This window comes from Natrinema versiforme JCM 10478 (assembly GCF_000337195.1).
Lineage (GTDB): Archaea > Halobacteriota > Halobacteria > Halobacteriales > Natrialbaceae > Natrinema > Natrinema versiforme.
In genome coordinates this window covers 41,281-47,957 of sequence record NZ_AOID01000009.1, presented here as the reverse complement: position 1 = coordinate 47,957, position 6,677 = coordinate 41,281, and the positions used below count along the sequence as shown (strand labels likewise).

The following is a 6,677-nucleotide window of genomic DNA, read 5'->3' as shown; positions in this document are numbered from 1 at the left end:
GAGGAGGTCGTCGTCGAGCGGGAGGTCGGCCCCCTCTCCGAGCAGGTCAGCGTCACGAACTACAAGACGACCCACGAGAAGGCGGTGGATATGGGGCCGCTGGGCCAACAGCGCGGTGCCGTCTTCATCGTCCTGACGACCCCGCAGGTCTCCTTGCTCGGTCGGGAGTTCAATCCCGTCGAAGAGATGTCCGCCACCGAACTCATGGAACTCGTCGCGAGCAACTACGACGGGCTCGGCGACGTCTCCCCCGACGAGGAGTTCTCCGTCTCGATCCTTGAGGAGGAGACGACGCGGTCGCGGTTCACCGGCGAGGCCCAATTCGACGGCGCGGACATCGATGTCGACGTCCACGTCAGCGAAGCCGTCGAGGCCGGCGAGGATCTGCTCGTCAGCATCGGCGTCTATCCCCAGCAACTCCGGGGCCAAGAGGAAGCAAACATCGTCTCGCTCATGGAGTCCGTTACCACCGACGTCGACGAGGACGCCTCGAGCGGGGAGTCAGGGTCCGACGGCGATGGCGGCAACGAGAGCAGCGACGACTCGGGAAGCGGAAACGAGACCAACAGCAGCGACGGCAACGAGAGCGACGACGGCCTCCTCAACTGAGTTGGTCGGCAACCGGGTCGACTGCGAGAGCCGCTCAGCGCTCGGTGTTCGGTGTTCGTCAGCCACGCCGCCTCGAGGCCGCGGCCACCGGCACCGTCTACAGACCCAGTTCTCGGCCGATGACCAAGTGTTGGATCTCGCTGGTGCCCTCGCCGATCTCCATGAGCTTCGCGTCGCGGTAGAACCGCTGTGGCGCGAAGTCGGTGGTGTAGCCGTAGCCCCCAAGCACTTGGACGGCGTCCTCGGCGACTTCCCGGGCCGCCTCGCTGGCGTCGAGTTTCGCGAGGGCGGACTCTCGGGTGACGGGGTCGCCTCGATCGTACGTCCGCGCGGCTCTGTGCGTGAGCAGTCGCGCCCGCTCGGTCTTGCGGTGCATGTCGACGATCGTGTCCCGAACCGCGTCGAACTCGCAGATCAGCTGGCCGAACTGCTCGCGCTCTTTGCTGTAGGATTTGGCGTGTTCGTAGGCCCCCTGTGCGAGCCCCGTCGAGAGCGCGGCGATGGAGATACGGCCCCCGTCGAGAGTCTTTTTCGTCTGTTCCCAGCCCTCGCCTTCCTCGCCGAGCAGCCGGTCCTCCGGCAGGCGCACGTTCTCGAGGGAGATTTCGCAGGTCGGCGAGGCGTTCAGCCCCATCTTGTCCCAGATCGTCGTCACTTCGAAGCCGTCGTCCTCGCGCGGATCGACGATGAACGTCGAGATGCCGTCGTAGCCCGCATCGGAGTCAGTGACCGCCTTGACGAGGATCGAGCCGGCTTCGGAGGCGTTCGTGATGAACTGCTTGGTCCCGTTCAGCACCCACTCGTCGCCCTCCTTTCGGGCGGTCGTGTCCATGTCCGACGCGTCGGAGCCGCTACTGGGTTCGGTCAGCGCCCAGCCGCCGACGTACTCGCCCTCGGCGAGCGGGCGCAGCCAGCGCTCTTTCTGGGCCTCGGAGCCGAACAGTTCGATGGGTTTCGACGCGAGCGACGTGTGGGCGACGTAGGAGAGCCCGACCGCGCCGGAGACCCGGCCGAGTTCCTCGGCGACCAGCGCGTACATGAGCGTATCGCCGCCGAGTCCGCCGTACGCCTCGGCGATCGGAACGCCCATCACGTCGAGATCGGCGAGTTGATCGAAGATTTCGGCCGGGAACCGATGCTCGTCCTCGATCTCCTGGGCGATCGGCTCGATCTCCCGCTCGCAGAAGTCCCTCACGGTCTCCCGGATCATCCGGTGTTCGTCGGGCAGGTCGAACTCCATACGTGACACTTGCTAGCGCCCGAAATAAGCGCACCGCCGATCCGCAGATCGCACGACGATGGCCGTCTCCCGCGACTCGTCGAAGACGGTTCTACCGCCAGCCGTCGTCGTCCTCGTCGGAGTCGGCCGACCGATCTCGATCGTCCCGCTGGCCCCAGTCGTCCGACCCGCTTCGGTCGGCAGGTTCGTCGTCCTGATCGCCGGAATCGTCCCACCCGCTCGAGTCGTTTCGCCGATCCGATCCGTCCCGACCATCGGAATCGCCCCAGCCGGAGCCGTCGTCGGATCCGAACCCGCCTGGCCCGGCTCCGTCTCCGTCGTCGTCCCGGCTGGCCGATCCGAGACCGCCGTCGCGCACCGCTTCGCGCCGGTCGGGAATGAGATCGAGGTCACCGTCGGTATCACCGAGGAGCAGCAGCGCGTAATAGCGGAAGTACGTCGTGATCGGGACGTAAAACAGCAAGGCGAAGATCGCGAACAGAACGAGCCCGACGATGGCAACCAGAGCCGCCAGTATCAGGCCGATCATATCGAGGGCGATGAACAGCAGGAAGGCGACAATCCCGAACGGAATCGCCAGTAGTAGTCCGCCGAATACGAGGACGAATCCGGCGGCGATCCCGACGATGAGCTGGAGCACCCAGACTAACAGCAGATAGACGCCGTAGTCGGCCCAGCTCGCTTTCAGCGTCGTCCAGAACCGACCCCACGAGGCGAGCACGCCGCGGTCCTCGAGCAGCATGATCGGCGTGACGAAGTCGGTGGTGAATCGCATCACGATGCTGTAAATCACTGCCAACGCGAACGCGTAGAAGATGTAAAGCAGCAGAAGGCCGGCCGAAACGCCGTCGAACCCGGATTCCATCGAGAGGAAGACGACCGCGGCAGGGACGATAGCGAGGATGCCGAACAGGAGTTGGAGCCCGAGCCGGAAGAGGAACAGCCACAGCCCCGTCCCGAGGTTCGCCGAGAAGTAACGCCTGAGACGCACGTCGGACGAGCGAAGCGACTCGAGGAAGACGAACTCCATGACCGCGGCGATGAACGCGTAGGCCAGCCAGAGCACGACGAGGACCGCGAGGATCGCGAGCGCCCAGACGAGCACGTCGTCGACGGGAACGTCAGTGGCTCCCGTCGGCTGTTCGCCCTCGAACGTCGGCTCGTCGGTACCCGTTCCGAAATTGCCGGGGATGCCTCCCATCCCGCCGATGCCGGACGAACCCACAAAAAAGACGACGAGCGCGAACTTGAGCCACGTCCCTTTTCGGACCGGTGTCAAGCGGTTTCGCGTGACATCGATCGCATCGCCGAGATCGTCGATCGCATCCATATTACTCGAGGATACTTTCGCCGCAGTGATAATAATACTGTTCTGACGGGCAGTGGCGGACGAGTCGAACGATTTGCCGGTCGATGACAGACACGTTCTCCCTGCAACACTTCGAGGAACATTTAACCACAACTACCGACAGTGGGAGTATGGATATCCGCCGGCTCGCACGAGGATCCGTCGAGTGGAGCCGCATCGAGCGTGTCGTCCGCACGCTGGCGGATCGCTACGACCGCGAGGAGGTCCGCGTCGAGTTCCTCGAGGCCGACAACTGGCTCTCGACGCCCTGCGTGATCGACGACAAGTGGTTCGTCAAGATTGTCACCCGGCAGAACGCGCTGGTCCACGCGGTGTTGACGACCGGCCGCAACGTCGGCGCGTTCTCTTCCGGGAGCGAGGGATTTTTCGACCGCTTCGATACCCCCCGCGGGATGGTCGAACACGAGTACGCGGCGACCGAGCGAATGCGCGAAATCGGCGTCAACGCCCCCCAACCGATCGACGCCTTCGAGGTCAACGGCCTCGGCGTCCTCGTCCTCGAGTACCTCCCCGAATTCCGGTCGCTCGACGACGTCTCGGACGATATCGTCGCGGCGCGAGCGCCCGAACTGTTCGCGATGCTCGCGACCGTCCACGAACACGGACTCGCCCACGGCGACCTGCGGGCCGAGAACATCCTCCTCTGTGACGGCGAGTTCTACTTCATCGACGCCACCAGCGTCGACGACGACCGCGTCGACGAGACTACGGCCTACGATCTGGCCTGTGCGCTTGCCGTCCTCGAGCCCCGAATCGGTCCGCGGGACGCCGTCGACGCAGCCGCGACGGCCTACGGCCCCGACGCGTTGCTCTCCGCGCGGGAGTTTCTCGACTTCGTCCGGCTCCGACCCGACCACGAGTTCGACTCGACGACCCTGCGGAGCGAACTCGAGAAGGCGGCCGATCTGGGCGGGCAGTAACCGAAGCCAAGGGACGGCCGGCGGGCGATCGGACCAGCGGCCACGGCACAGGCCAGTGCAGGCACCACGGGTTTTCGCGGAGTGGCGCTATAGTCGCACATGAGCGCGACGTTTACCGACGACGACGTCGGGAAGCGGGTCGAAACCGCCGGCGGCGACGTCCTCGGGACCGTCGAGATGACCGAACCCGAGACGGCCTACGTCGACGTGAACGACGACGCCCGGAGCACGCTTCGAGCGATCCTCGAGTGGGAGCACGAGGCGAACGTCGTCCTGGTGGATGCCGAAGCCGTCGGCGAGGTCACCGGGACCGCGATCCGACTCGAGGCCGAGCGCGACTCGCTCGCGGCGTCGGACGAGGGAACCGATCCGGTCATTGAGCGCAACGAGAGCACCGACGCGCGAACTGACAGCGACGAACAGCGGACCATGGGGCCGCCGTCCGGAACGCCCGACGAGCCGGCCGCGAGCGAGGAGGGCCGGACCGGCGAGGGCCTCGAGCCGTCGACGGAGGGGATGACCGAGGCGGGCGACGAACGCCACGAAGATATGGAGGACGCGCCGCCGGAGGGCGAGCGGACCGTGACCGAAGACCGCGGGAAGGAAGAGGATCGATAAGGAGTATGCGAACCGAACTTTTGCGCTGCGGGCGCGACTCCGTCGCGCCCGCAGCGCAAAACTTCGATGAAAAGCACTCTTCCCTCCCCTGCGGGTCGGTCGTCGGCCCGCTCACTCACTACGTTCGCTCGCGGTGAGTGCACACTTCTCCACCTGTACTGAGCACAGAATCCGAATCCCGTCGTTGCCCGGCAGACAGAGCGACTCTCCACAGTGTATCACACGGCTGCCGTCGAGCAAGTTCACCAGTGACTGTCAGCCCTCAAGTCGAGCACCAGCCACCCGATTCGAGGCGTGTGAACCACCAGCAGGATTTTCACCGCTGCCGTCGTTCGTTCGAGTATGAGCCAGCAACTCACCGAACAGGGACACGGCCACTACATCGGCGGCGAGTGGACCAACGCGGGACGGAGTCCCGCGAGCAGTCGGACGGCGTCCGACGATGAAGGGGACGAGGACACCTTCGAGAGCGAGAATCCCGCCACCGGCGAGACGCTGGCGACCTTCCAGCGCGGGACCGAAGCCGACATCGACGCGGCCCTCGAGGCCGCCGACGATGCGTTCGAGGAGTGGCGCTCCCTGTCCTACATCGACCGCGCGGAGTACCTCTGGGACATCTATCACGAGCTTCGGGAGCGCCACGAGGAGCTGGGCGAGATCGTCTCGAAGGAGTGCGGCAAGGAGATCTCCGAGGGGAAGGCAGACGTCACCGAGGCGTGGCACATGGTCGAGTGGGCGGCGGGCAACGCGCGCCATCCCCACGGCGACGTGGTTCCGTCGGAGGTCGCGGGCAAGGACTCGTTCATGCGACGCAAACCGCGGGGCGTCATCGGCTGTATCACGCCATGGAATTTCCCCGTCGCGATCCCCTTCTGGCACATGGCCATCGCCCTGGTCGAGGGCAACACCGTCGTCTGGAAGCCCGCCGAGCAGACGCCGTGGTGCGGACAGATCATCGCCGAGATGATGGACGACGCCGGGATTCCCGACGGCGTCTTCAACATGGTGCAGGGCTTCGGCGACGCCGGCGCGGCCATCACGGACGACGAGCGTGTCGACACCGTGCTCTTTACCGGCTCCGCGGAGGTCGGCCACGAGATCGCCGGCAAGGTCGGCGGCGAACCGGGCAAACTCGCGGCCTGTGAGATGGGCGGCAAGAACGGGATCGTCGTCACCGAGGAGGCGGATCTGGACATCGCCGTCCACTCCGCCGTGATGAGTTCGTTCAAGACGACCGGCCAGCGTTGCGTCTCGAGCGAGCGGCTGATCATCCACGAGGATGTCTACGACGAGTTCAAAGCGCGGTTCGTCGACATCGCCGAGGACATCGCCGTCGGCGATCCGCTCGAGGAAGACACGTTCATGGGGCCGGCCATCGAGGCCGACCACGTCGAGAAGATCCGCCGGCACAACGACCTCGCCCGCGAAGAGGGCGCGACCGTCTTAGTGGATCGGTTCGAACTCGAGGAGAGCGAGATTCCGGACGGCCACGAGGGCGGCCACTGGGTCGGCCCGTTCGTCTACGAGATCGACTACGAGTCCGACCTGCGCTGTCTGAACGAGGAGTGTTTTGGCCCGCACGTGGCCCTGATCGAGTACGCGGGAGATATCGAGGACGCGGTCGAGATCCACAACGACACCCCCTACGGGCTGGCGGGAGCGATCATCTCGGAGGACTACCGCCAGCTCAACTACTTCCGCGACCGCGCGGACATCGGGCTCGCGTACGCGAACCTGCCGTGTATCGGCGCGGAGGTCCAACTTCCCTTCGGCGGCGTCAAGAAATCGGGCAACGGCTACCCCAGCGCCCGCGAGGCCATCGAGGCCGTCACCGAGCGGACCGCGTGGACGATGAACAACGCCGACGACATCGAGATGGCACAGGGGCTGTCGGCGGACATCAAGACCTCCGAGGACTGAG

General features: G+C 65.5%; 6 protein-coding genes. 4 read left to right on the top strand and 2 right to left on the bottom strand.

Going from position 1 to position 6,677, the window contains the following annotated elements; translation table 11 throughout:
• On the top strand, positions 1-609 hold a 609-nt coding region (locus C489_RS21820), incomplete at its 5' end, for a DUF6517 family protein (RefSeq protein WP_006429557.1).
• Between the two features lie 97 nt (positions 610-706).
• On the opposite strand, the gene C489_RS02530 is transcribed toward C489_RS21820, so the two are convergent.
• Both C489_RS02530 and C489_RS02525 read right to left on the bottom strand, forming a co-directional pair.
• Entirely contained in the window at positions 707-1,849 is a 1,143-nt protein-coding gene (locus C489_RS02530) for an acyl-CoA dehydrogenase family protein (protein ID WP_006429556.1), read from the bottom strand.
• 91 nt (positions 1,850-1,940) lie between these two features.
• Positions 1,941-3,179 carry a DUF7544 domain-containing protein gene (locus tag C489_RS02525; RefSeq protein ID WP_006429555.1) on the bottom strand — a complete coding sequence of 413 codons (1,239 nt, stop codon included), beginning with the start codon at positions 3,177-3,179 and terminating at the stop codon, positions 1,941-1,943.
• Positions 3,180-3,328: 149 nt separating this feature from the next.
• Here C489_RS02525 and C489_RS02520 point away from each other — a divergent pair, with 149 nt between their 5' ends.
• From C489_RS02520 to C489_RS02510, 3 genes are all read left to right on the top strand, one after another.
• Positions 3,329-4,138, top strand: coding sequence for an RIO1 family regulatory kinase/ATPase domain-containing protein (locus C489_RS02520; protein ID WP_006429554.1), 810 nt, complete (start codon positions 3,329-3,331; stop codon positions 4,136-4,138).
• A 99-nt stretch (positions 4,139-4,237) separates the two neighbouring features.
• Positions 4,238-4,756: a hypothetical protein gene (locus C489_RS02515; RefSeq protein ID WP_006429553.1), complete on the top strand. Its 519-nt coding sequence runs from the start codon at positions 4,238-4,240 to the stop codon at positions 4,754-4,756.
• 342 nt (positions 4,757-5,098) lie between these two features.
• The gene (locus tag C489_RS02510; protein ID WP_006429552.1) at positions 5,099-6,676 is read left to right on the top strand and encodes an aldehyde dehydrogenase family protein; all 1,578 of its coding nucleotides are present in this window, start codon (positions 5,099-5,101) and stop codon (positions 6,674-6,676) included.
• Position 6,677: the final 1 nt, after the last annotated feature.

Excerpts from the sequence above, each read along its gene's own strand:
- C489_RS02530 (WP_006429556.1), bottom strand. The coding sequence starts at position 1,849 with ATGGAGTTCGACCTGCCCGACGAACACCGGATGATCCGGGAGACCGTG.
- C489_RS02525 (WP_006429555.1), bottom strand. The coding sequence starts at position 3,179 with ATGGATGCGATCGACGATCTCGGCGATGCGATCGATGTCACGCGAAAC.
- C489_RS02520 (WP_006429554.1), top strand. The coding sequence starts at position 3,329 with ATGGATATCCGCCGGCTCGCACGAGGATCCGTCGAGTGGAGCCGCATC.
- C489_RS02515 (WP_006429553.1), top strand. The coding sequence starts at position 4,238 with ATGAGCGCGACGTTTACCGACGACGACGTCGGGAAGCGGGTCGAAACC.
- C489_RS02510 (WP_006429552.1), top strand. The coding sequence starts at position 5,099 with ATGAGCCAGCAACTCACCGAACAGGGACACGGCCACTACATCGGCGGC.